Raw genomic sequence first — 22,991 nt, forward strand, 5'->3', positions numbered from 1 at the left:
ATATGAAGAAGAATATTAGCGTTTTGATGGGGAGCATTTTGTTCCTTTTGGCAGGATGTAGTGAGTTTATCGAACCTTCCATAGAAAACCGAAAAATAGAGGTTTTGGCTCCGGCAAACAGATTGGAGACCAATAGCTATCAGCAGACCTTCTGGTGGAACCCAATGGCCGACGCACTTTTTTACAGGTTGCAGGTCGTGTCGCCCAAATTTGATAGTGTGAGTAAGCTGGTGCTGGATACCTTGATCACGACCGAAAAATTTGTATACACCATGGATCCCGGTAAATACGAATGGCGCATAAGAGGAGAGAACGGGAGTAGCCTGAGCAATTACAGCACCCGATCGCTGGAAATTTTTCAGTCAAGTCTTACCGACCAAAGTGTTCAACTCACCGTTCCGTCAAGCGGTCTTTATTTTTCGAAACCTGAAATTCGGTATGAGTGGCTTAAACTTTTCGGTGCATCTGTTTATCGTCTGCAGGTGGATAATAATAATTTTCTGGATGAAAAGAATATGACACTGAACATCACGACGACTAATTTAGGCTTTTTGCAAACCCTTACCCAGGAAGGTACCTATCAATTTCGTGTGCGGGCAGAAAACGCGACTGAGAATTCAAAATGGAGTACGGTAAGAACCCTCAGTTACGATGCTACAGGACCAGAACGGGTAATCCTTAGTACGCCGTTGAACAAACAAACGGTATCAAGACCAGTAAGATTAGTGTGGAATAGGATTGCCGATGCAGAGCGCTATGAGGTTTCTGTATATAAAAGCGATGAACAAACTGCTTATAATAAGAGCTACCCTCAAACAGTAACTTCCACAGAGCATATTTTTGATGCTGGAGAAGTTGGCGAAACAATTGCCTGGCGGATAAGGGCTTTTGACAAGGCCGGAAATGCAGGGACCTATAGTGAGATCAGAACTTTTATTGTCCAATAGCCATGAAAAGCAAGAAAATGACCTATCTGCTGATCTGCTGTGTTGCAGGGGTATGGGGCATAATTTTTTATAGGGTGTTTACAGGCATGGCAACTGAAGATTCTGCAAAGGTTAATACCCGTACAGCTCGTGAACCTTATTTTAATATGATTGATCACGCAAAAGATGTAGTGGTACTTGAAATGAATTACAGTGATCCTTTTGCTTCAAGATTTTCGGAGGAGCCGGTGAATGTTCCGGTGTCTTCCGTTCAGGCTTTTGTGCCAATGGCTGCTCCAATAAAACCACAGGTAAACTGGTCGGGAATTATTTACAGTGGACAGATTTTTAATCGTGCAGAAAAAAGACATGTAGCCATAATTAGTATAAATGGTAAAGAGGTAATGCTAAGTGAAGGGGAACGTGCCAGTGGCTTAAAATTTATAAAAAGGGTTGGCGACTCAATAAAAGTCGAATACCAGAATGCGACAAAATTTTTATCAATAAAATAATGAAGTTCATATATATCACCATACTCCAGCTGTGCCTACTGTTTTTTCAGGCAGATGCACAACGCATAAAATCTTATTTTAATGTCGATAACTATACCCATACGGTTAACTACGACCATTACAAAGCCGTTTTTTATGTGCAAAAACCAGAAATTGGTTCGGGCAATGTCAAATCAGACCGGAAATATGCCTGGTTTAGTGGCAATCAGATCCGATATACTCAGGGTGGTTATAGTGGCAAATTGCTTGATGGGGTATACAATGAATTTTACGATACCAAAGGGCTTAAAACCCAAGGCCTTTTTGAAATGGGCCTAAAATCTGGTAAGTGGAAAAGCTGGGGCGAAGACGGAAAACTAGATTCTATTGTACACTATTCTTCTGGAAAGGCTAATGGCAGGTTCGAAAAGTATGATCAGGATGGTGTTTTATTGGAAAGAGGAAAGTATGATGATGGGCAGCTGAACGGAAAGCTTGAAAAACGGATCAGTAACGATAGTATCCAGGTAATCCGCTACAAAAAAGGGAAAGTGATGGCTTATCAGCCAGGTAAAGCGGTTAAGATTACCAAATGGTTAAAATCCATTTTTAAAAAAGATAAGAAACCCAAAGTAAAATAAGTTATGAAATTAAAAAACATCTTTATTATCCTCTCTCTATTTGTTGGCAAAACGCTGTTTGCCCAAAATACTTTTCCAACTTCAGGAAATGTTGGTATTGGTACTACAAATCCAAATGCTTATTTCGGAGGGCCCGTATTGCAGATAGAAGGACAAAGGCCGGTGTTAAGACTAGCGCCCAGTGTAAGCGGAGGTTTAGGAACCATTTTGTTTAAAGGATCTTTTTCGGAAGGGCTTACCGGTTCGGAAGATGAATTTCATTTAAATTATGTAAGCAATCCTGCTGATCCATATTTGGTACTAGGGGCGTACAAAAACGGTCCTAAAACAGTTTTGACGTTGAAAGGAGGAGGAAATGTTGGAATAGGTACAGAAAGTCCAAGTGAACGGCTTGTGGTAAATGGCAATATCAAAGTTATTTTAGATCAGGCCAACCTCCCCAATAAAAATGTAATGGGAATTGTTTCTTTGGAATATTCGGGTATTACAGGTGCAAAAAACTGGGCGCTTAGAGGAGTTTATCAGTATCCTTTTGGTGTTGGAAACAATGCGGATGGTGGTGACCTGGATGTAATCAAATCAATGAATGGCGCTATTGTGCTGGCAACTAAAACAGATGGTACAGCTTTAGGGAACGTTGGGATCGGAATAACAAATCCGGCTGAGCGTTTAGCTGTTAATGGCATGATCAGGGCCAAAGAAATTAAAGTAGAATCTACCAATTGGCCAGATTACGTTTTTGAAAAAAATTATCAGATCGCTTCACTTGGAGAACTGGAAAAGTATATTAAAACCAACAAACATCTTCCAGAAATGCCTAGTGCTACGGAAGTAGAAAGCAATGGGGTAGAACTGGGCGATTTAGTAAAAAAACTCCTTAAAAATCAAGAAGAGCTTACGCTTCATTTAATCGCACAGCAAAAAACAATTAAAGCGCTGGAGAAAAAAATAATCAGTCAGCAAAGCCTAAAAACCAAATCTAAAAGAAGATGAAGAATTATCGCTTAATCTTAATCCTAATGGTGTTTTTTTTTAACAGCGTTCAGGCCATTGAAAAAATAAATAAAAATCCGGCTCACCGTTTGGCTGATAGTTATGAAACTAACGTCACCTTTCCTGCAGGTTTTTCCATTGGCGATTATATCGAGTTTGTGGGGGTACAGCCAATTTCAGCTGGTGAGCTGAACATTAAGCTCTTACAAAAAGTAGAAGAACTCACGCTGCACCTGATCGAGAAAGACAAACAGCTTAACGTTCAAGGCGGGCAGGTAATCAAGCTCGAGGCGAAGCTAATTCAACAAGATAAAATCCTTCAGGAAATTTTAAAGAAACTAAAATGAAAAATACCATCAAATTATCCGCACTCACACTATTTTATATTTTCTTCCTTGTCACTATAATTCAGGCCCAAATCAGGGACAATGCTGGTCTTCAGGGAGATGCTGGAGCAGTATCCGGCTTTTTTGATACGGTTAATCCAATAAATTATCCGGCTGGGGCAGGTGGCTGGTGGCATTTATTAGATGTTCGCCATAGCAACCCGGCAAATAACTATGCCATGCAGTTTGCAGGCAGTTTTTTTGATCAGAATCTTTATTTTAGAAAGACTAATAATAATGCGGGTCAACCCTGGCTAAAGGTTGTTACCGAAAGCGAGGGGAAAGTAGTATTAAATCACCTGACGACAACCGGCGACGGAAATGTACTTAATCAAGGGAATGCAAATGATTTTGCTGGTAACCTGCTTATCCGGGCAAATACGGGGGGACGGTTTGAAGATAAAGGAGCGCAGATTGAATTTGTAATACCAGGTAATACAGATGGAAGTAATCCTTGGGGGCAGGGAAGGATTATCACTGTAGCCGGTAATGGTAGCAATAGCAATGCGACGGGGAAAATGATTTTGGGAACCCGTAGAATGTTTAATAAGTATGGAAGTGGTATGCAGTGGTTCTATGGTGATGATATTGTAATCGATGGTATCGGCAACATTGGGATGGGTACCCTTACTCCACGTGAAAAGTTATCTGTAAACGGCAACATCCGGGCCAAAGAAATAAAAGTAGAATCTACCAGCTGGCCAGATTATGTTTTTGAAGAAGGCTATAATATCGGTACGTTAAAAGGATTGGAAATTTATATCAAAACGAATAAACACTTACCCGATATGCCTTCTGCCAAGGAAGTTGAAAGGAATGGAATAGCAGTAAGTGAAATGCTCAAATTACAGCAGAAAAAGATAGAGGAGCTCACGCTGCATTTAATCGAGAAAGATAAACAGCTTAGTACACAAGGCGGGCAGGTAACCAAGCTCGAGGCAAAGCTGATTCAACAGGATAAAATCCTTCAGGAAATTTTAAAGAAATTAAAATAATGAAAAATACCATCAAATTATCGGTTCTCCTATTAGTTAGCATTTTTCCGCTAGCTTCTATCGCACAGACCCAAACCAGGGACAATGCTGGTCTTCAGGGAGATGCTGGAGCAGTATCTGGCTTTTTTGAAACAGTTAATCCAATAAATTATCCTGCTGGAGCCAGCAACTGGTGGCATTTATTAGATGTTCGTCATAGTAATTCAGTAAATAATTTTGCCATGCAATTTGCAGGTAGTTTTTTTGATCAGAATCTTTATTTCAGAAAAACTAGTAATAATGCAGGACAAACCTGGTCGAAAGTTCTTTTAGAAACTAATGGGAACGTTGGTATTGGTACCACTAATCCTAGGGGAGTATTAGATATTGCAACGCATATTCCTGATGGGATGTTAGGTGCGGTATTAGGAAGGTTACCCGAAGGTGATGGGACAGGAAATGGAACGTTTGTAGGTGTACAAGGTTTCAATACAAATGTTCTGGATGGAAAAAGCTTTTCAATTTTACATAACTTTTACGGCGAAACGAACAGTTCTATCAATTTCCACAGAGGCAAAGATGTAACAGGAGGGTTTATCAGCTTTAATACTAGTTCTAATCTGGAAAGAATGAGGATAGATGCTTTTGGTAATGTAGGAATAGGTACTCTTACTCCGCGTGAAAAGCTTTCAGTCAATGGTAATATCCGTGCTAAAGAAATAAAAGTTGAAGCCACCAATTGGCCAGATTATGTTTTTGAAGAAGGTTACAAAGTTGGAACGTTGAAAGGATTGGAAAGTTACATTAAAACGAATAAACATCTGCCAGGAATGCCTTCTGCCAAAGAAGTAGAAAGAAATGGTGTCGAACTTGGGGAAATGAACAAGCTTTTGCTCAAGAAAATAGAAGAACTCACTTTGCACCTTATCGAACACGAGCATAAAATGAACGAGCAATCAGATGTGCTAGTCAAACAGCAAAAGGAAATATCGGAACTTAAAGAAAAAATCAAATGAAACACTTATACCTTTTAATTATCACTCTTTTTAGCGCTATAATGAGCTTATCTGCACAGCAGTTCAGCCTGCCTGCCGATGGGAAATGGTACCTGGTGGCTAAGGTCGGTGGTATGCACAGTGCGTTCGAATATACCTATACACATACTACTGCACATACGCCTTCGTTGGTTTCCGGTAAGTTTCAGTTTATCAATTCACAGAGTTTTGCTATTCAGGAACACCATAGTATGGGTTATAATGCATGGTTGCAACCTCAATTCGCGCTGTTAAATCTTGGAGCAGAAAGTCAGATATGGGTAAAAGCAGCATTAGGCGCTGATTTGGGAACCTTTAAAATAAGCAATCTTTTAGCAGGATCATCGGAAATGGGTTCTGTCAGTGACGAGAATTTAAATGACAATGGTGGCATAGTAACCACCTATGATAAGATCAGAGACAATGCTCATACTTATGTAGGTAACCTCAATGTAATTAATGGTAGCGTAGGCATAGGTACTGATCTACCTTCAGAAAAATTATCGGTAAACGGTAATATTAGGGCAAAGGAAATCAAGGTAGAATCTGCCAACTGGCCCGACTATGTTTTTGCCGATGGTTACAATGTTGGAACGTTGAAAGGATTGGAAAGTTACATTAAAACGAATAAACACTTACCTGACATGCCTACTGCGAAAGATATTGAAGCCGATGGCCTGGAATTGGGCGAAATGGTAAAAATGCAGCAAAAAAAGATAGAGGAGCTCACCCTGCATCTGATCAGCCTGGATAAAAAGCTAAGCACATTGGAACTTGAAAATCGAAAACTCAAAGTAAAATACAAAAAACGTTAGGCTTTGATTCGAAACGATTAACCTAAAAAGCTAAAACCAATCACCTTTAGAATAAAAAAATCAGGGATTATTCAATATTAAAAACTGAAACAATGAAATTTAAATTATTTTCCATCTGTTTACTTTATAGCGGTATAACCATGGCTCAAACTCAGGTTGTAACTACTGGTAACAATGTTATCGATCCCGCCAATCCTTATGGTGCAGATGTTGTAATCGGTAGTGATGCTGCAGGTGGTATTAGGCATAATAGCAGTATGATGTGGTGGTCCAATAGCAGTGCTTCCCGTATAGCTAGCCTTGGCAATGATTTTCGTTTTTCAGTATGGAGTAGTGAAGAACCCAACATATCGTTGGCTGCTGGCCTAGGTGGATCTAGTTTTTTTCGTGGAAATGTAGGCATTGGAACCACAACACCAGGATCGACATTAACTTTAAGATCAGGCAATGGTACGGGAATAAGCATTCATCCTGGTTCAAATCCCTATTTCGGCACATTAGCGTTTAACCGGGAATCGGCAACAGGAGAAATTTTTGATCCCGCAGGAAAGGCCTTTCAGATCAATAATGGCGGAGGCGATCAAAATCTGCATATCCAGGTCTACAATGGCGACGGTACGCTTGTGACCAATAATTCGCTGGTTATTTCAGGTACTAATGGAAATGTTGGGATTGGAACAGCAAGTTTAAACGAAAAGTTTAATGTAGAAGGGAAAATCAGGGCACGCGAAATCAAGGTAGAATCTGCCTTTTGGCCCGACTATGTTTTTGAAGTGAATTATCCTATAATCAGTTTAAAGAACCTTGATTTATACATCAAAGAAAACAAACACTTACCCGGCATGCCTTCGGCTAAAGAAGTTGCCGCAAATGGTATTGAACTGGGCGAGATGAATAAAAAATTATTGGAGAAAATTGAAGAACTGACTTTACATCTGATCGAAAAGGATCAGAAAATCGATGCGCTTATCGAAAGAGTGGAAGTTCTTGAGTACAAATCTAATACCGATAAACAAAAACCATAAGTCATGAATTTTAAGTTTTTAATAATCTTTTCCTTATTATCTGGCAGCAGCTTGGCTTATGCGCAGAATACTTTTCCTCCAAATGGAGCGGCAGGTATCGGTACACTCACTCCAGATGCACCGCTTCAAATATTCGTTGGTCCAGACAGCAAACCAGCAGGCGTGGTTTCGGCTGCTCAGACAACGTTAAAGTTATCGCGGTTTGGTACAGGAAACTATAGTTATAATGAATCAGCCGAGTTTAGGGTTGCCCATGGTGGACCTTATTATTGGGGTTCAAGGTTAGATCTATATGTGAACGGAGCAAATAATCAGAGTAATGTTCCAGATCAACATGCCATGACCTGGCAATATAATGGGAATGTAGGAATAGGCACCAATAATCCAATGGCTTTGCTTCAATTGGGCGATTTTAACAGCACAAATCAGCCAAAGCAGGTTCTTATTCCTGGTAACTATAATTTCGAGAGGCTTCAGCTTGGCCAGTTAGGAAATGGAAATTCGGCCCTGGAAATGGTTAATCATAATTCAGTAGAAAACTCGTACGGTATAAGATTAATGGCTAATATTGATAATGGTGGCCCAGGCTTACAATTTCAGTATGCAAAGAGTAAGAGCAGTTATGAAGCACTCGAATACCAGACAGCAATGTTTTTAGATCTGAATGGGCAGATCGGTATTGGTACACTTACCCCTCGCGAAAAACTTTCTGTCAACGGTAATATTAGAGCAAAGGAAATTAAGGTAGAATCTGCCAATTGGCCAGATTATGTTTTTGAAGAAGGTTATAACCTTGGAACCCTGAAAGGATTGGAAAGCTACATTAAAACAAATAAACACCTGCCGGGAATGCCAACAACCAAAGAAATTGTCAACAATGGTTTAGAACTGGGCGAAATGGTTAGGTTACAGCAAGAGAAAATTGAAGAATTGACTTTGCATTTAATCGAAAAGGAGAAAGCCATTGAAAAAGAAGCATTGGCTATGAAAGTGCAGCAAGCCCAGATAGAAGGATTGAAGAAAGGTTATCTCGAATTGAAACAACAGCTACAATTGTTAATAAAACAAAAGAAGTAAGAGGTGTTATGGTATTGTGACAAAAAAATAGACTAATGAAAAAAATTTATCTTTTATTAATTGTTCTTAGCATGGCTGCGGGTGTACAAGCCCAAAATATCAACTTAGGTAATACTGGTGGTTTTTTTGGCTGGTTCCGTCTAGGAACATTAACATTACAGCAACAAGGAGCAGATGCGTCGATCCAGATTGTTTCAGGAGGCGGTTATAACGCAAATTATCACCAAAATGGGGAATGCCAAATCCATTTTAGAACCAGTAACGGCGTTTCGGAGACGAATGGTTTTTTTGCTTCAGGGAGCTTTTACAATACAGGTAGAACGAAAATTATCTCTTCAATCCGTGTGATCCAAGTCAATCAGTCTACTTGGGAGTTTTATGCCGTAATGCCCAGTTATACCGGGCTGGAAGCGGTATTATCACTTAGTTCAGTTTCTGGAAACTGGCAACCATCTCTTGCCAAATTGGATCCTCCTACTAATTTGACTGCTCTCGATTTAACGGAAGAATTCTTGGTTTCCAGTAACACTTACTTTATGGATAATGTTGGCATTGGAACTGCAACACCTCGTGAAAAATTATCTGTAAACGGCAATATCAGAGCACGCGAAATAAAAGTAGAAGCCACCAACTGGCCAGATTATGTTTTTGATGAAGGTTATGAAATAATTTCCTTGCCAAAACTAGAACAGTATATCAAGGTTTACAGGCATCTTCCAGAAATGCCATCTGCAAAACAAATAGCTGCCAGCGGCCTTGCTGTAGGCGAGGTAGTGCGATTGCAGCAGCAGAAGATAGAAGAACTCACTTTACATTTAATAGAGAAGGATAAAAATGCCATGCAGTTAGAAAAAAAGTTAAACTCGCAGACTGCGCTTTTAGTTGCCTTCGAAGAACGATTAAAAAAACTGGAGCACCCGAATAGCCAAAATTCAATTACCAACAAAAAATAAACCATGAAAAAAATCCTAATCTTATTATTATTCATCACCGTAAATTATGCTGTTGTTTTGGCTCAAGCAACAAATACATTTCCCGAAAGTGGAAACGTAGGCATAGGTACTTTAAATCCGTCTGCCAAATTAAGCATTGCACTAGGCGCTGGTGCCGCGAATGGTACAGTTGGTTTAAAAATAGGTTCTGTAGATAATTATCCGAGTTTAGAATTAGGTGTTGAGAATAATTATGATGCACAAATAAGAACTTATGGCAATGATTTAAATATTTATGCTGGTCATTTTAGATATATAGGCAATGTTTCAACAGAAGATCATAAAATTAATTTCTATACCAGTAAGAATGGCTCCCCCAATTGGAATGTTGCAAAGATGGTATTAACCGCTAATGGTCAACTGGGTATTGGCACCAATAGCCCAACCGATATGCTTACTGTAGCCGGAAAAATTGGTGCCCGTGAAATTAAAGTCTCTACCACTGCAGGTGCCGATTTTGTATTTGAGCCTGCTTATAAACTCCCAGATTTAACCGAACTGGAGAAATTTGTAAAAACCAATAAACATTTGCCCGAAATTCCAACGGCTAAACAAATGGTAGAAAATGGGGTAAACCTGGGTGAGCTGAATATTAAACTGCTGCAAAAGGTAGAGGAACTTACCTTACATCTGATCGAAAAAGATAAAGCCCTCAATCAGGAGAAAACAACAAACCGATTACAGGAAGAAAGGATTTCAAAACTGGAAGCATTGATGAGAATTAAAAAATAATGACGTGAGAAAATATACAATAGCAGCATTGTTATGCTTAACAACAAAGGTTTTGCTGGCTCAAACCAATGTGCTCACCATGCAGGATACACGGGCTGTAGCAACAACACCAGATGCTTATAACGGTTCTGTACAGGGGCATTTTAAAGCATCAGGCGCCTTAGGACTTTCATCAAGTCAGTTTTATTCGGTACTGGGATTAAGGGGGTGGGTAGATGATAGTGGGGGAAAAGCCCATGAATTTGCTTTTGGAGATGATAATAAGGTTTTTCTTCGTTCGGGTTTTAATAATACGGGATGGGGAAGTTGGCGTTCTTTATTGGTAAGTAATGAAGATGGCAATTTTGGTATTGGTACATCTAATCCAAATCAAAAATTGTCAGTTGCCGGCAACATCTCTGCCAGTGCAGGCTCAAATGAAGGTGCAGCCCTCATACTTGAGAACCCTTCAAAAACTGCTGATGATTTAGCCTATCGTTGGGCCATATATAATATGACCGGCCCGTACGGCAATTCGCTTCAGTTTTGGAGTTATAATCACGATACTTCTGTTATGGGCTCGAGGTTCGCTATAAGTGATAACGGTAATGTGTTAATTGGTAAAGCGAGCCAGAATAATCTGTCTTATAAACTGGATGTTAATGGAAAGGCACGCGCAAACGAAATTGTAGTGAATACCACTGGGGCTGATTTTGTTTTCGAAAAGGATTACAAATTACAAAGCCTGATAGAAGTAGAAACTTTTATTAAGAAAAACAAACATTTGCCTGAAATCCCAACGGCTAAAGAAATGGTAGAAAATGGGGTAAACCTGGGCGAGTTGAATATTAAATTATTACAAAAGGTAGAAGAACTCACCTTGCATCTAATTGAAAAAGACAAACAGCTTAAAAACGAAAAAGAAGTAAACGAAAATCAGCAGGAACAGATTGACAAGGTGATAAAAGCGCTTGCAAACATGCAAAAAACCAAAACCATAAACAAATAATAAAATGAAGAACTTACTCACTTTTTTACTCCTAAGCGCATGCTTTGGATCTGTTTCAGCACAGAATGTATTTCCTACCAGCGGCGGAAATGTTGGCATAGGTACGCTAAACCCAGCGGCAAAAATTAGTTTCAACGATGTAAACGATGGTACAGACACACCAGATGGAATTACCTGGTTTAATGGTGCACCTTTGAATTATGGCATATATCGCACGCCTGGTCCTTGGAATGGACCAGCTTTTCAACAGCTAAAGTTACAATGGGACACTGGGATAATATTAGAAACTATCGCCTCTTATGAAAAAAGCTATGTTGATATTAGAGGCGGTGGACTAAGGGTAAGTTCTGGTAATGTTGGGATCGGAATCTTAAATCCAAATGAAAAGCTAGCGGTAAATGGTACAATAAGAGCCAGAGAAGTGAAAGTTGAAGCCACCAACTGGCCTGATTATGTTTTTGAGGAAAGTTATAAAATTGGAACGCTGAAAGGATTGGAAAGTTATATTAAAACGAATAAACACCTCCCGGACATGCCAACGGCAAAAGAAATTGAAGCCAATGGTCTTGAATTAGGCAAAGTGCTGAATATACAACAGAAAAAAATAGAGGAGCTCACGCTACATTTAATCGAGAAAGATAAACAGATCGATCTACTTCTTAAAAGAATGGATGCTTTGGAAAATAAGAATAAAAAATAAATACAATAATGAAACAATTATTTATAAGCCTAATCCTTGTGGCTATTTTTAGCAACTGTTTTTCACAGGGCTCCATATCAACCATTTTTCAGGATGAAAGCAATGGTTTGAATGTTATCCAAGGAACCGTGATGGTTAATGATACTAAAGCCAATGGGGGTACATGTATGTTCAGGCCGGCTACAGCAGATGGTGGTACGATTTGGGCAGGGCCTTATATCACTGTTTCTGCTGGTAATTATCTATTGCAGGCAAGAATAAAGGTAGCCTCCAATAGCGCTTCTTCCGGTCTCTTTATGCTTGATGTTGTAAGCCAGTATGGTATTGTTGTACATAGTGCCATCTGGATTGCACCGAATATGTTTAAAACCAATAATGAGTGGCAGCTGATTACCATTCCTGTAACTATTCCACACGGAATCACCAATCTGGAAATGAGGGGAATGAATTTCCAGCCAGGAATAACAGATGTTTACCTGGATTATGTTCAACTTATACCATCAGGTTTCTCTAGTTTTTATTCAGAAGAATTAACAATTTCAGGTAAAGGCGATGTTGGCATAGGTACTACCACGCCACGCGAAAAACTTTCCGTTAACGGAAAAATCAGGGCAAAGGAAATCAAAGTAGAAACGGCTAACTGGCCAGATTATGTTTTTGAAGAAGGTTATAAGGTTGGAACGCTAGAAGAGTTGGAAAGCTACATTAAGGCCAATAAACACTTGCCAGAAATTCCTTCCGCTAAAGAAGTACAGGCAAATGGGGTAGAATTGGGCGACATGAACAAACTTTTACTTAAAAAAATAGAAGAATTAACGCTTTATCTCATCGATAAAAATGAAATAATTAAAAAAGTAGAAGCTGAAAATATACAATTGAGGGTAAAACAGGATCAGCAAGACGCGGTTCTCCAGAAAATGCTTGAACGAATGAATAAAATCGAACTTAAAAAAACAGTAAAATGAACAAAATAATATTAGCGCTTACACTCATTGGGAGTTTTCTAAGTCAAGCACGGGCTCAATTAGGCGCAGCTAAAGGAGATGCATTCGAAATATCGAGTGTTGGAGGAACAACAATAGCAAATAATATGATGCATAAGTCATGGTTATACCGTAATAATGCTGGCAGCGATTGGTTATCTGCTTCATTACATGATGGCATTGCGGTTGATGTTTCATTTTTACAACCACAGGTAAATACCAGAACATGGTGGGAGCGAAATCCGGCTACCGGAGAACAATTGTGGGGCGATATGGGCCAAACTTTTATGGTGCTCTCTGGGGGCAATTTAGGTGTGGGCACGCTCACGCCAGCTTCTAAACTTGAAGTAGCAGGAGAAGTAAATCTTAAGTATAATAGCATTGATGGTTATTGGCTAAAACACACTGATTTAGGAGGCAATATAATTGCTGGTTTTAAACGTACGGGAAATGATCTGTTGATCAGGGCTTTTGATGGTATTGGATTTTCTGTTGGTAACAATGAAACTAAGGCTGTTACAATATCAACCAATGGCAATTTTGGTATTGGCACAGCCACGCCACACGAAAAACTTTCAGTAAACGGAAACATCCGTGCCCGCGAAATCAAAGTTGAAGCCACCAACTGGCCTGATTATGTTTTTGAGGAAGGCTACAATGTTGGAACGTTATCCGGATTGGAAAGTTATATCAAAGCCAATAAACACCTGCCAGAAATGCCATCTGCAAAAGAAGCACAGGCAAATGGAGTAGCGCTCGGAGAGATGAACAAACTATTGCTCAAAAAAATAGAAGAATTAACACTTTATGTTATCGAGCTAAAAAAAGAAAGCATAGCGCAGCAAAAACAGCTCGATCAACTTAAAAAAAGACAATAATTAACTAAACTATATTTTATGAAAAAAATCTATTTAACCCTCGCTTTTATAATCGCTGTAATTGCGGTGAAAGCACAAAGTCAAACCATCAATGGTGATTTATCTATTGGTGCCGAAGGGACAGCGGTTGTTGGAGCTGGAAACAGGGCATATTTCAATGGAGCAAGTTTTAATGGAGATGAGCTGTCTATTTATCGATTTAACAGAGGTGTGGATATTAGCGATTTAAGGGTAAGTATTGGTGATAATTATGGTTATGGAGATGACCGTTTTGTTATCGGTAGCCATAACTGGCAGGATAGTAAATATTATATTCATATGGTTGTGGCCGCAGATGGTAAAGTAGGTATCGGCACAGAGGCTTTCGGCGCGGAGCGTTTGGCTGTTAATGGCAATATCAGGGCAAAAGAAATTAAAGTGGAGGCAACAGGCTGGCCTGATTTTGTATTCCAAAAAGATTATAAGATATCTTCCTTGGCAGATCTGGATCGTTTTATTAAACTAAACAAACACCTGCCGGGTATACCCAGCGCACAGGACGTAAAAGAAAACGGAATCGAACTAGGAGAAATGAACAAACTTTTGCTTCAAAAGATCGAAGAACTTACGCTGCACCTGATCGAGAAGGATAAAGCTATTGAAGGCATGCTCAAGAGAATGGGTGATATCGAGAAAAAGTTAAACAAGTAAAATTTATAAAGATGAAATTGCAATTATTTCTTGTTGCTGGCATTCTTTGTCTAAGCGCTATCTGTATGGCCCGGAATACTTTTCCTGGAAGTGGAAATACAGGTATTGGTACCCTCAACCCTATAGGAAATCTTGATATTTTTACATCAGAAAATACCACAACTACGCCACTGATCTCTTTACGCTCAAATTTTCACTTTGCAGGTAATTATGGGATGATCAGGTTTGGCGATTATACTCAAACCGTATTATATCAAAAAGGTGCCATTATTTACGAAAGCGTTTCAGGGTCGGCACGTGGAAAGTTCCATATTGCGATGGAAAATACGGATGGCCCGGGAAGCGTAACATTGGCAGATGCGAGGTTTACGGTACAGTCGGATGGAAATATAGGTATAGGAATTACCAATCCAACGGAAAAACTCGCTGTAAACGGTAGAATCAAGGCTAAGGAAGTAAAAGTGGAAGCAACAGGCTGGCCCGATTATGTTTTTGCTACAGATTACCGTGCACTCACTCTAGATGAACTTGAAAGATACATCTCGGTTAATAAACACCTGCCGGGCCTTCCATCAGCAAAAGAAGCCGAAGAGAATGGTGTTGAACTTGGAAAAATGAACAAAACGCTGCTTGAAAAGATAGAGGAGCTTACACTGTACATGATCAGTCAGCAGAAAGAAATTAAAGCATTAAAGGAACAGATCAATAAAAAATAATGGTAAAGGCTGGGGCATTATATTTCTCTATAATTGTAGCTTTCCTGATTGCGGTGATCTGTGCATCGCTGATCATGTTGGCCGCGCATTATCGTGGAAGCTACCTGAAAGAAATGCGGATGGCCAGGCTAAGCAGGAATATGGACTCGGGCATTGCCTATGTACTTACCGGAAATGAAAATACAAGCGATAATTTAGAAGGCCTGGATCTTTTCGGCGATCAAACAGATAGTGTGCTCATCGCGAAAAAAAAATGGGGCATCTTCACGCTTGCTACAGTAAAAAGTTTTGTGCTGAGTGATACACTTAAGCGCAGTTTTTTGATGGGGCTCGAAACCACCAATGATGCTTTAGCGGTATACCTGAGTGATGAAGACCGGCCCTTGTCGGTTAGCGGCGATACGCGGATCACAGGTGATGTGGAAGTGCCTAAAGCGGGCATGAGGAAATCTTATGTAGAGAGCAGGCCATATTCGGGCGATCAATTGGTTTATGGAAAGATACAGGAGAGCAAAAGAACGCTCGGCGGACTTGAAAAGAAATGGATTACCAAGATAGAAGAGAAACTGGATTTTGATCCGTCAGCGCTTTCTGCATTAACAGCAGGCAATGAGCATGTTTCTTTTTTCGCTGCTGCAAAAGAATTTGATGTGTCGCGTTTAACAAAAATAAACAATAACCTATCGGGTCAGATTACGCTCTATTCGGATACAACAGTACGGATTTCTGCCGACGCAAAACTCGATAATACCATCATCTATGCAAAAAGCATTGTCATTGCCGATGGTTTTAAAGGAAACTGTCAGCTTTTTGCACGCGATTCGATCATCGTAGGGAATGATGTTGCGCTCAGTTACCCATCGGTGCTGGCCTTGATCAGCAAGGAGAAAATAGTTGATCAGGCAAAGATTACTTTGGGCAGTAACGTTGTTTTTGAAGGCATCATCCTCAGTTATGAGCCCAAAAGATCGGCATTGCAGACCTTGGTTAGTCTGGGCGAAAAAACAGTGGTTAAGGGCGAGATCTATGCGACCGGGTTGATCAAACTCGAAAAAAAAATAAAGGTAGAAGGAAAGGTTTCCTGTAACCGTTTTATCATGCAAACGCCAACAACACTATATGAAAATTTTCTGGTAGATATAACCTTAAATAGAAAGGCAAGAAACCGTGTTTACCTCACTTCGGCCATATTTACAGGGGTTTCGGGAAATAAAAAGATACTCAGATGGGAAAATTGAAAGGAAAGAAATTGGAGGGATCAACACTGATTGAAGTGTTAATCGCGATGGTGATCATCATGGTGGTTTTTTCTATTGCCATGGGGCTTTTTTCTAACGTGCTGAGCGGTGGGGTTTCGATGCGTAAAGTTCAGATCAATCAACAGCTGGAATCGCTTAGGCTTCAGGTGATCAAAAATGGAAAAATTGAACAGGAACACCTGGTTATCGATAGTGTAGATTATGAACTGATTAAAACCGAACAAGCTTCATCAGGAACTGATCTGTTAGAGATTAAGGCAAGCGACCATGGAACTCCGGCAGGTAACATCAGGTTTCTTTTAAAATTGAACAATGAAAACAAAGAAAATTGAAGCTTATACCATGATGGAGGTGGCCATTGCCATGCTCCTGGCTGCGGTATGTATGAGTATCTGTTATACTGCATATAACATGATCGGAGATTATTTTCAGGCCTTTCAGAAAAGGAATGCTTTGGCTGAAGAAGTGCTTACCCTGCGAAGAACGATGGAAAAAGATATCCTGAAAGGAAAGTACCTGATCAGGACTGAATCAGGGATCAATATCCTTGGCGATAGCTTAAGCATCACCTACAACTTTGCCGATTCGGCAATATTGCGAAAGGCAGAAGGCTTGCGTACCGATAGTTTTCATGTAAGCCCGGTAGAGGCGGCTTTTCTTTTTGAAGGAAGGGAAGCCCTTGAGTTGGATACCGTTGATCATATCAGTTTTAAGCTCAAAATGGAGAAACAGCGGATGATTCCGGTTACCATAGGGAAAATGTACAGTGCCCACGATTTACTTAAATAACATGCCATCAATAGATATATCAAAAATCCGCAAAAAAGACACACCGCTCAAAGAAAATGAAGGCGCAGGTTTTTTTGCTTTTTTAAGCAAAGACATTTCTTTTGGAAAGGGCAAACTATCTGACAAGAAAAAAGAAGGTTTTTATAATGAACTGGGTACGCTGATCCGATCAGGAATTGATATCCGTTCGGCGCTTGAACTTACAGCCGGTTCTTACACCCAGAAAAAGGATATGGAACTTTTTTCTTCGGTACAAAAACAGGTAATAGAAGGGAAATCATTATCAGAAACCATGCAGGCCGAATCCAAATTCAGCCCTTACGAGTATTATAGCGTAAAAATTGGAGAAGAAACAGGTAAGCTGGGCGAGGTATTGGGCGAGTTAGCGAAATATTATAAATCGAAAATCAGTCAGCAACGGAAAATCATCGGTGCCATTACCTACCCCTTATTGGTGTTATTTACCTCTTTCGCGGCAGTGTTTTTTATGATCAAGTTTGTGGTACCCATGTTTGCCGATGTTTTTAAACGTTTTGGGGGCAAACTCCCCTATATCACCTCACTCATCGTAAGTTTTTCCGATTGGTTCGATCGTTATATCTACCTCATGCTGTTGGTAATTGTTGCCATTGTGATCCTCTATTTTGTAAACAGAAATAAATTCTGGTTTAAAAAAGGGGCGGCTTTGCTTTTGCTGCGCATCCCAATAGTGGGCGAAATTACCCGGAAAATCTACCTGGCCCGTTTTGCCAATACCATGCGTTTACTCACCGAAACCAATACCCCATTATTACAGGCCCTGGAACTGGTGAGGCAGATGATTACTTTTTATCCTGTGGAGAGTTCGCTCAAATTGGCCGAAAAAGATATCCTTTTGGGCAGTAGCCTTTCTATGGCCCTTTCCAAATACGATTTTTATCCTGCAAAATTTATCCAGATGATCAAGATCGCCGAAGAGGTAAACCGCTTGGAGTACTTTTTCGAACAGCTTTCAGAACAATATACCGAAGAAGTAGAATATAAAACAAACGCCATCAGTGGCTTACTGGAACCCTTGATCATTATCTTTTTAGGTTTGGTGGTAGGAGTAATCCTGATTGCGATGTACCTGCCGATGTTCCAGATGAGCAGTAGTTTTTAAACCATAAACATTCTAATATTAATGCTCTACAATAATTTACGCCCAATAAATATTTCGAATTTAAGCCATAAAACACAGGTATTTAGTTGCCCGATTTATCACGGTTTATTTAGTTCATTACTCATTTATTCCCTCTTTACTATTCAATATTTAATATCATACAGAATCTATTACTAAATACCTGAAAATGAAACGTCGCCTCTCTATCCTAAGGATATTTCTCCTTTTATCGTCCATGCTTTTTTGTCAAATGATTAGCGGGCAAACTACAGTAAAACCACCAATGCTAATCCCTCCTGCTCCAGATGTATCTGCATTGGGTAAATTTGGGCTCATCCCAGTCAGTAACTTTTCCGGAATACCCAGTATAACTTATCCCGTTTATACAATAAGGGATGGTGACCTTAATTTACCAATCTCGTTGATGTATCATGCAGGAGGTTTAAAGGTTAAAGAAGAGGCCAGTGAAATTGGACTCGGATGGGCTCTCAGCGCAGGGGGGACAATTGTCAGCAGTGTCCGTGGGGCTCCCGATTTTGAAGGGGGGTTCTCCAATAATTATCAGGATATGCCAGATGATCCAGAAATAATCCAACAGTCAAAAAATCCTTATATCAGTTATCAGAATAACTATTATTTATGGGTAAATAACTTTAACCAGTTTACAGCGAATGGCGCATCGGGAGTTATTTACAGCGGTTTATCCCTTCCGCATAAAGGAGTAGAAAAAGAATATTTTTATAACTTCCAGGTGGGGTACGACGGTAAGGCTCCCGATTTTGCATCTGATCTTTATATGATCAATATTGGTGAGCGTAGCTATAAGTTTGTTTTTGATAATGATTTTAAGCCGGTTTTATTGGGCGATGGTTCATTAAAGATCGAAATCATACCTAATGGATATTACCCCGACTGGAAAATTACCGATGAAAAGGGTGTTGTCTATTTTTTTACCCAAAAACAGTTAAATTCTACCAATTCGAGCGATCCTTATTATGTTGGAAACCGTGTTTCACATAACTTAAATACTTGGTGGCTTACTAAAATCGTATCACCTATAAATGGAGAAATTAATTTTGATTACCTGTATTCAACACAGAATTATACGCATCCCTTACCGGCCATCGGTGAAACACAGCTTGTGGGCAATGTTTCTCCACATACTGTACAATCCCGTGGTGTTATTACCACGGCCAGTTACTCGATCTACCAACAGCTCAATATCAACAAGATAAACTTCTCTGATGGATTTGTGAAGTTTATTTATGCCGAACAGCGGAAAGATCTTCAGAACGCCCGCCGTTTGAAAGCCATTGAGATTAGAAACAATAGGGGGGCTTTGATCAAAAAAGTTGTTCTTGAGAATGATGACTATTTTATGTCCAGCGGATTTGGCGGTATATCAAATGTGCAGCTTAACCAGTACACCGATGATAACCATACAAAAAGGCTTAAATTGAATAGTGTGACCGAATCAGATTCTTTAGAGACAAGCATAAACAAAAGAACTGTTTATTCCTACAATGAAAATATCAACCTTCCCGCAAAGTTGTCGTATTCTGTTGATCATTGGGGGTATTTTAACGGAGCATTTAACGGTCAGTTTATACCGGGTGGTGATGTTTTTTCAAATGGTGCCTGGCAATCTCTTCCGGGTGCAGATAGGGAAGCAAGTTCAATTAATATGCAAGCTAATATTTTAACGTCTGTTCAATATCCTACTGGGGGTAAATCAACGTTTGAATATGAAACCAATCAGTTTATCAGAAATGTACCTGTAACGACTTATAAGGATACGGTAAGCAATGGCTACAAAGCTTCAGGAGCGACTGCACTGTCAGTCTCTGGTTTTATGGACGCGAATGGTAATCTGGTTGCCGCAAATAACTGGAACAATAGGCGACTCAAGATTTTTTGCCTGGTTGATAGACATGGCACCTATCCTTCAGATTATTTTTTTAATATTCTGGTGTATGAAAACGGAAGCTTTTTAAAAAGAATCCCAACTTCTTCTTCAAGTTACACACCTGTTCAGGATACTTCTGTTGTTATTAAGGGAGGCAGTAATTACCGCGTATATTTTGAGCCCTACTCACAGGCTTTTTTTAATAACTGCGAGGTCAGGCTCCAGGTATATGTTGAGAAGATCAGTAGTACTACTATTTATGTAAATAAAACTATCTATTCAGGCGGTCTACGGGTCAGTAAGATTACCAATTATGACCCGCTTACACAAACAAATAATGTCAAAAAGTTCACCTATATCGATGGGAGGGAGGATGACCTGCCTATATACGTTTCGCAACAGGGATCTGATCATTTTCAACAGGGTCCACATCAAGATGCTTTAAATATTTTCAGCTACCGCTATGGTCAGTCAATTTATCCTTTCAGCGATGGGCGCGATGCTCCATGTTTTGGGTATGCTACGGTAAAAGTTTCTGAAAGCACTAGTGGTAATCTAAACGGGTTGTCAGAGTTCAATTATAATGCAGGAAGCAGTTTTAATGTTAATTCCATGCTTTATTTCAGCAACCAGTTAAGCTCTGCCGGAATTATAAATCCAGTAATGGCTACTGTTCCATCCATTCCTGGCGGAAGGGGAGACCTGATCGAGGAAAAGCACTATAAACTCGCTGCTGGTAATCTTGTACCGGTAGCAAGAGATTACTATTACTATGACCGGGCAACACCCCGGAGAATCTGGCAAATGCTCTTCAATCAGGGACTGAGTGGTTATACTTCACCCGGATATGATGGTGGACAGGAATTCAAAATATATGCACATCAGTTTGCTATTCCCGTTTACCGTAATGTTGTTATGAGAAAAGAACATACTGAGTATGATATGGCTGGCAACGAGGCACAGGTAACTTATGAAAACTATATGTATGACAAAACACAGGGACACTTTCAGTTGATTAAAAAGTCCGTTGGGAATTCTCGGGGAGATACCTTAAATACCTATTTTAAATATCCACAGGATTATCCTGATCTGAATAATGCATCTGGCCTTGACTCTGTTTCAGGTGGTATTAAATTACTGCAACAGAAACATATTATTCTTCCACTTGAATCTTTTACAGAACTGGTCACCCCTGGTACAAATTTAACTAAAAAGTACTTTGCAGGTACAATTAACGTATTTAACCCTGATCAGCCTACCTTAAAACAGGTGTTGGTCTCTGAAACTGCCACACCACTTAGCGCTTTTAATTTCTCAACAGTTATAAACGGTCTTTTCTTAAAAAATGCAACTTACACCAGTCGGCTCCGTATGACCTATGATTATAAAAACCGGCTTACGCAACAGGCAGCAGATCGGGGTGCCGTTACAAGTTTTTTGTGGGGCAATAACCTGTCTGTTCCCCTTGCGCAAGGCAACAATGTTAGGGCTACAGATATTTTTTATGAAAACTTTGAAGAATATACCGGCTCTGGATTAAGTACTGTTGGGGATAGTAAATCTGGAAGGTATAGCAAAATTGGAGGATATACAAAGAGCATATCCGGTTTGTCTAACGGCACTTACCTTTTGAGTTATTGGAAAAAAGAGAATACTGGACTTTGGTCTTTTGTGGTATTAGATGATATTTTGGTCGAAACATCTGCCTATAGTATCGCTATTAATGAGGGCTATCAGATTGACAATATTCGTTTTCAGCCAAAAAATGCTCAAATAGCCACTTTTGATTACGAACCTCTGGTTGGCATGACAAGCCAAACAGACGCGAAAGGGATGGCGACCATTTATGAATACGATGCCTTTCAGCGTTTAAAGGCAGTTAAAGACCAAAAGGGAAATATCTTAAAACAAACCGACTACCACTATAAAAACTAACGCCTCTATGAAACAACATCTAAAATATTTTTGCGCTGCAGCAGCATTTCTGCTGTTCTGCAGCCGCTCTTCCGCCCAAAAGGTTATATCAGCCTATAACGGAGAAAGCGAGATCAGCGCACCATTGAGTGTAACCCTGACCGACGGTTTCCATGCCATGGGCACTGTGCGGATTTTTACCACAGGGCTGAGCTATGTAAATTGCGTTCCTTTTGCATCGGCAGCCAGCAGTGGCCAGAACTACATCAGTACAAGGATATTCAAACAGGCGGGCATGGATCCGAACAATCTTTCAGGTCGTACAAGCTGCGAGGTAAATGAAACCATCCAGTATTTCGATGGCCTCGGGAGACCGCTGCAGACGGTTCAGGTACAGGGCAGCCCGGGTTTTAAGGATATTGTACAGCCTGTTGCCTATGATGCCTTTGGCCGCGAAAAATTCAAATATCAACCTTATGCAGCACAGACCGGAACGGCAGGGAATTATCGCCCGGGTGCACTTACCGATCAGGCGGGTTTTTACAGTTCCCCTACAGGCGGGATAAAGGCGACAGCCTTTCCATTTGCAGAAACGGTGTTCGAAGCCTCACCCCTGAATAGGGTACTACAACAGGGCGCTCCAGGTGAAGACTGGCAGATCAGCGGTGGACATACCATAAAGGCAGCGTACGGCATGAACCTTGAAAACGAGGTGAAGCTGTGGATAATCAATGGCACCGATAATGGCGCAGCAGCAACGGTTTACGGACCGGGCAAACTATACAAAACCATCAGTAAGGACGAAAACTGGGTGCCAGGCGACCTGAAAGCGGGTACTACAGAAGAATTCAAGGATTTTGAAGGCCGCGTGGTGCTGAAACGGATCTGGGAAACAGATGGCAAAAGCCTCAGCACCTATTATGTTTATGATGACCTGGGCG

The 22,991-nt window shown here is 40.2% G+C and carries 24 protein-coding genes; all 24 read left to right on the plus strand.

Annotated features, from left to right (window positions below; all coding sequences use genetic code 11):
• Positions 1 to 2 precede the first annotated feature (2 nt).
• Positions 3 to 947, plus strand: a complete 945-nt coding sequence (locus LQ227_RS23585; protein WP_230151416.1) for a hypothetical protein — start codon at positions 3 to 5, stop codon at positions 945 to 947.
• 2 nt (positions 948 to 949) lie between these two features.
• Positions 950 to 1,438: a hypothetical protein gene (locus LQ227_RS23590; protein WP_230151418.1), complete on the plus strand. Its 489-nt coding sequence runs from the start codon at positions 950 to 952 to the stop codon at positions 1,436 to 1,438.
• Positions 1,438 to 2,058 (plus strand): toxin-antitoxin system YwqK family antitoxin, encoded by a 621-nt coding sequence (locus LQ227_RS23595; RefSeq protein WP_230151420.1) that lies wholly within the window; start codon positions 1,438 to 1,440, stop codon positions 2,056 to 2,058. The genes LQ227_RS23590 and LQ227_RS23595 overlap by 1 nt, the downstream gene beginning before the upstream one ends.
• Before the next feature lie 3 nt (positions 2,059 to 2,061).
• Positions 2,062 to 3,051 (plus strand): hypothetical protein, encoded by a 990-nt coding sequence (locus LQ227_RS23600; protein ID WP_230151422.1) that lies wholly within the window; start codon positions 2,062 to 2,064, stop codon positions 3,049 to 3,051.
• On the plus strand, positions 3,048 to 3,398 hold the full coding sequence (locus LQ227_RS23605; RefSeq protein WP_230151425.1) for a hypothetical protein: 351 nt from the start codon (positions 3,048 to 3,050) through the stop codon (positions 3,396 to 3,398). The genes LQ227_RS23600 and LQ227_RS23605 overlap by 4 nt, the downstream gene beginning before the upstream one ends.
• Positions 3,395 to 4,432, plus strand: a complete 1,038-nt coding sequence (locus LQ227_RS23610) for a hypothetical protein (RefSeq protein ID WP_230151427.1) — start codon at positions 3,395 to 3,397, stop codon at positions 4,430 to 4,432. The genes LQ227_RS23605 and LQ227_RS23610 overlap by 4 nt, the downstream gene beginning before the upstream one ends.
• On the plus strand, positions 4,432 to 5,427 hold the full coding sequence (locus tag LQ227_RS23615; protein WP_230151429.1) for a SlyX family protein: 996 nt from the start codon (positions 4,432 to 4,434) through the stop codon (positions 5,425 to 5,427). The genes LQ227_RS23610 and LQ227_RS23615 overlap by 1 nt, the downstream gene beginning before the upstream one ends.
• Positions 5,424 to 6,260, plus strand: a complete 837-nt coding sequence (locus tag LQ227_RS23620) for a hypothetical protein (protein WP_230145351.1) — start codon at positions 5,424 to 5,426, stop codon at positions 6,258 to 6,260. Before LQ227_RS23615 ends, LQ227_RS23620 begins: the two co-directional genes overlap by 4 nt.
• A gap of 92 nt (positions 6,261 to 6,352) precedes the next feature.
• Entirely contained in the window at positions 6,353 to 7,285 is a 933-nt protein-coding gene (locus LQ227_RS23625; RefSeq protein ID WP_230145352.1) for a hypothetical protein, read from the plus strand.
• Between the two features lie 3 nt (positions 7,286 to 7,288).
• The gene (locus tag LQ227_RS23630; protein ID WP_230151431.1) at positions 7,289 to 8,362 is read left to right on the plus strand and encodes a hypothetical protein; all 1,074 of its coding nucleotides are present in this window, start codon (positions 7,289 to 7,291) and stop codon (positions 8,360 to 8,362) included.
• Between the two features lie 35 nt (positions 8,363 to 8,397).
• Positions 8,398 to 9,315, plus strand: a complete 918-nt coding sequence (locus LQ227_RS23635) for a hypothetical protein (RefSeq protein WP_230145354.1) — start codon at positions 8,398 to 8,400, stop codon at positions 9,313 to 9,315.
• Positions 9,316 to 9,318: 3 nt separating this feature from the next.
• Positions 9,319 to 10,086, plus strand: a complete 768-nt coding sequence (locus LQ227_RS23640) for a hypothetical protein (protein ID WP_230151433.1) — start codon at positions 9,319 to 9,321, stop codon at positions 10,084 to 10,086.
• A 4-nt stretch (positions 10,087 to 10,090) separates the two neighbouring features.
• Positions 10,091 to 11,074 carry a hypothetical protein gene (locus tag LQ227_RS23645; RefSeq protein WP_230151434.1) on the plus strand — a complete coding sequence of 328 codons (984 nt, stop codon included), beginning with the start codon at positions 10,091 to 10,093 and terminating at the stop codon, positions 11,072 to 11,074.
• Positions 11,075 to 11,078: 4 nt separating this feature from the next.
• The gene (locus LQ227_RS23650) at positions 11,079 to 11,774 is read left to right on the plus strand and encodes an ELKS/Rab6-interacting/CAST family protein (RefSeq protein WP_230151436.1); all 696 of its coding nucleotides are present in this window, start codon (positions 11,079 to 11,081) and stop codon (positions 11,772 to 11,774) included.
• An 8-nt stretch (positions 11,775 to 11,782) separates the two neighbouring features.
• Positions 11,783 to 12,739, plus strand: coding sequence for a hypothetical protein (locus LQ227_RS23655; protein ID WP_230145358.1), 957 nt, complete (start codon positions 11,783 to 11,785; stop codon positions 12,737 to 12,739).
• Entirely contained in the window at positions 12,736 to 13,635 is a 900-nt protein-coding gene (locus tag LQ227_RS23660) for a hypothetical protein (RefSeq protein WP_230151438.1), read from the plus strand. The genes LQ227_RS23655 and LQ227_RS23660 overlap by 4 nt, the downstream gene beginning before the upstream one ends.
• Positions 13,636 to 13,653: 18 nt before the next feature.
• Complete coding sequence (locus LQ227_RS23665; protein ID WP_230151440.1) at positions 13,654 to 14,325, plus strand: hypothetical protein; 672 nt, start codon at positions 13,654 to 13,656, stop codon at positions 14,323 to 14,325.
• Between the two features lie 11 nt (positions 14,326 to 14,336).
• Complete coding sequence (locus LQ227_RS23670; RefSeq protein ID WP_230151443.1) at positions 14,337 to 15,041, plus strand: hypothetical protein; 705 nt, start codon at positions 14,337 to 14,339, stop codon at positions 15,039 to 15,041.
• On the plus strand, positions 15,041 to 16,279 hold the full coding sequence (locus LQ227_RS23675; protein ID WP_230151445.1) for a hypothetical protein: 1,239 nt from the start codon (positions 15,041 to 15,043) through the stop codon (positions 16,277 to 16,279). Before LQ227_RS23670 ends, LQ227_RS23675 begins: the two co-directional genes overlap by 1 nt.
• Positions 16,267 to 16,632, plus strand: a complete 366-nt coding sequence (locus tag LQ227_RS23680; protein ID WP_230145363.1) for a type II secretion system protein — start codon at positions 16,267 to 16,269, stop codon at positions 16,630 to 16,632. Before LQ227_RS23675 ends, LQ227_RS23680 begins: the two co-directional genes overlap by 13 nt.
• On the plus strand, positions 16,613 to 17,089 hold the full coding sequence (locus LQ227_RS23685; RefSeq protein ID WP_230145364.1) for a hypothetical protein: 477 nt from the start codon (positions 16,613 to 16,615) through the stop codon (positions 17,087 to 17,089). Before LQ227_RS23680 ends, LQ227_RS23685 begins: the two co-directional genes overlap by 20 nt.
• A 1-nt stretch (position 17,090) precedes the next feature.
• Positions 17,091 to 18,230: a type II secretion system F family protein gene (locus LQ227_RS23690; protein ID WP_230145365.1), complete on the plus strand. Its 1,140-nt coding sequence runs from the start codon at positions 17,091 to 17,093 to the stop codon at positions 18,228 to 18,230.
• 187 nt (positions 18,231 to 18,417) lie between these two features.
• Entirely contained in the window at positions 18,418 to 22,071 is a 3,654-nt protein-coding gene (locus LQ227_RS23695; RefSeq protein ID WP_230145366.1) for a hypothetical protein, read from the plus strand.
• A 7-nt stretch (positions 22,072 to 22,078) separates the two neighbouring features.
• A partial coding sequence (locus tag LQ227_RS23700; protein WP_230151446.1) for a DUF6443 domain-containing protein occupies positions 22,079 to 22,991 on the plus strand: 913 nt, incomplete at its 3' end.

Origin of the sequence: Pedobacter sp. Bi27, from assembly GCF_918698255.1 — a bacterium.
In the GTDB taxonomy this organism is placed as follows: Bacteria; Bacteroidota; Bacteroidia; order Sphingobacteriales; family Sphingobacteriaceae; genus Pedobacter.